2 rRNA genes are annotated in these 3,206 nt (G+C 53.3%); both read left to right on the forward strand.

The window, feature by feature from the left end:
• Position 1 precedes the first annotated feature (1 nt).
• Positions 2 to 2,884, forward strand: a 23S ribosomal RNA gene (locus tag QRM89_RS18550).
• A 127-nt stretch (positions 2,885 to 3,011) separates the two neighbouring features.
• Positions 3,012 to 3,126 (forward strand): 5S ribosomal RNA (rrf, locus tag QRM89_RS18555).
• Positions 3,127 to 3,206: the final 80 nt, after the last annotated feature.

The raw sequence follows: 3,206 nt of genomic DNA on the forward strand, positions 1-3,206 counted from the left end.
TGGTCAAGCGAATAAGCGCACACGGTGGATGCCTAGGCGGTCAGAGGCGATGAAGGACGTGGTAGCCTGCGAAAAGTGTCGGGGAGCTGGCAACAAGCTTTGATCCGGCAATATCCGAATGGGGAAACCCACTGCTTCGGCAGTATCTTGCAGTGAATTCATAGCTGCTTGAAGCGAACCCGGTGAACTGAAATATCTAAGTAACCGGAGGAAAAGAAATCAACCGAGATTCCCTGAGTAGTGACGAGCGAACGGGGAACAGCCCTTAAGCTGGAATGGCTTTAGAAAAACAATCTGGAAAGATTGGCCATAGAAGGTGATAGCCCTGTATTTAAAAGGGCCACTCCAGTGAAGACGAGTAGGGCGGGGCACGTGAAACCCTGTCTGAATATGGGGGGACCATCCTCCAAGGCTAAATACTCCTGACCGACCGATAGTGAACCAGTACCGTGAGGGAAAGGCGAAAAGAACCCCGGAGAGGGGAGTGAAATAGATCCTGAAACCGTGTGCGTACAAGCAGTAGGAGCTCGCAAGAGTGACTGCGTACCTTTTGTATAATGGGTCAGCGACTTACTGTTCGTGGCAAGCTTAACCGTATAGGGGAGGCGAAGGGAAACCGAGTCTGATAAGGGCGCATAGTCGCGGGCAGTAGACCCGAAACCGGGTGATCTAGTCATGGCCAGGGTGAAGGTGCCGTAACAGGTACTGGAGGCCCGAACCCACGTCTGTTGCAAAAGACGGGGATGAGCTGTGATTAGGAGTGAAAAGCTAATCGAACCCGGAGATAGCTGGTTCTCCTCGAAAGCTATTTAGGTAGCGCCTCGGACGAATACTACTGGGGGTAGAGCACTGTTATGGCTAGGGGGTCATCGCGACTTACCAAACCATTGCAAACTCCGAATACCAGTACGTACTATCCGGGAGACACACGGCGGGTGCTAACGTCCGTCGTGAAAAGGGAAACAACCCAGACCCACAGCTAAGGTCCCAAATTCACTGCTAAGTGGAAAACGATGTGGAAAGGCATAGACAGCCAGGAGGTTGGCTTAGAAGCAGCCACCCTTTAAAGAAAGCGTAATAGCTCACTGGTCGAGTCGGTCTGCGCGGAAGATTTAACGGGGCTAAGCAGTGAACCGAAGCTTGGGGTGCGTAAAACTTCGGTTTTATGCGCGGTAGAGGAGCGTTCCGTAAGCCTGCGAAGGTGGATTGAGAAGTCTGCTGGAGGTATCGGAAGTGCGAATGCTGACATGAGTAACGATAATGCGGGTGAAAAGCCCGCACGCCGAAAGCCCAAGGTTTCCTTGCGCAACGTTAATCGACGCAGGGTTAGTCGGTCCCTAAGGCGAGGGCGAAAGCCGTAGTCGATGGGAAGCAGGTTAATATTCCTGCACCTCGCGTGAGTGCGATGGAGGGACGGAGAAGGTTAGGTGTACCGGGCGTTGGTTGTCCCGGGGAAAGGCGGTAGGTTTGGATCTTTGGCAAATCCGGGATCCTTTAAGACCGAGCACCGAGACGAGCCTTTATGGCGAAGTCACTGATACCACGCTTCCAGGAAAAGCTCCTAAGCTTCAGCTCACGAAGACCGTACCGTAAACCGACACAGGTGGGTAGGATGAGAATTCTCAGGCGCTTGAGAGAACTCGGGTGAAGGAACTAGGCAACATGGCACCGTAACTTCGGGAGAAGGTGCACCCTTTTTGGTGGCTCATGCGAGCTATAGCTGAAGAGGGTCGCAGAAACCAGGCCGCTGCGACTGTTTATCAAAAACACAGCACTCTGCAAACACGAAAGTGGACGTATAGGGTGTGACGCCTGCCCGGTGCTGGAAGGTTAATTGATGGGGTCAGCCGCAAGGCGAAGCTCTTGATCGAAGCCCCAGTAAACGGCGGCCGTAACTATAACGGTCCTAAGGTAGCGAAATTCCTTGTCGGGTAAGTTCCGACCTGCACGAATGGCGTAACGACAGCGGCGCTGTCTCCACCCGAGACTCAGTGAAATTGAAATCGCTGTGAAGATGCAGCGTTCCCGTGGCAAGACGGAAAGACCCCGTGAACCTTTACTATAGCTTTACACTGAACGTTGAGTTCGTCTGTGTAGGATAGGTGGGAGGCTATGAAACTGTGGCGCTAGCTGCAGTGGAGCCAACCTTGAAATACCACCCTGTCGTGCTTGACGTTCTAACCTAGATCCGTTATCCGGATCAGGGACCGTGTATGGTGGGTAGTTTGACTGGGGCGGTCTCCTCCTAAAGAGTAACGGAGGAGCACGAAGGTACGCTCAGCGCGGTCGGACATCGCGCACTGTGTGCAAAGGCATAAGCGTGCTTGACTGCAAGATCGACGGATCAAGCAGGTACGAAAGTAGGTCTTAGTGATCCGGTGGTTCTGTATGGAAGGGCCATCGCTCAACGGATAAAAGGTACTCCGGGGATAACAGGCTGATACCGCCCAAGAGTTCATATCGACGGCGGTGTTTGGCACCTCGATGTCGGCTCATCACATCCTGGGGCTGTAGTCGGTCCCAAGGGTATGGCTGTTCGCCATTTAAAGTGGTACGCGAGCTGGGTTCAGAACGTCGTGAGACAGTTCGGTCCCTATCTGCCATGGGCGTTGGAAGTTTGAGAGGGGCTGCTCCTAGTACGAGAGGACCGGAGTGGACGAACCTCTGGTGTTCCGGTTGTCACGCCAGTGGCATTGCCGGGTAGCTATGTTCGGAAGCGATAACCGCTGAAAGCATCTAAGCGGGAAGCGCGCCTCAAGATGAGACTTCCCGGGGCACAAGCCCCCTAAAGGAACCATATAGACTATGTGGTTGATAGGTCAGGTGTGTAAGTACAGCAATGTATTGAGCTAACTGATACTAATGATCCGTGCGGCTTGACCATATAACCTCAAGTTGCCTTGGTCCCAACGAACGTTGGTAGATCCCCAAACGCAAGCTACGTCACAAGTTAACTATGCGAGACTGGGCGCCTTAATCCGTTTCTTGGATGGCGACGCTCCAACCGTCTCCCTGGTGAAATTAGCGCTGTGGAACCACCCGATCCCATCCCGAACTCGGAAGTGAAACGCAGCTGCGCCGATGGTAGTGTGGCTCAAGCCATGCGAGAGTAGGTCATCGCCAGGGGCTTTACCCGAAACCCTCAGTCCGACAGGATTGAGGGTTTCTTTTTGCCTGCAATTTGACCAAAGACATATCCATGGGCG

This window comes from Xanthomonas sp. LMC-A-07, assembly GCF_030208825.1.
GTDB classification, from domain to species: Bacteria; Pseudomonadota; Gammaproteobacteria; order Xanthomonadales; family Xanthomonadaceae; genus Xanthomonas; species Xanthomonas campestris.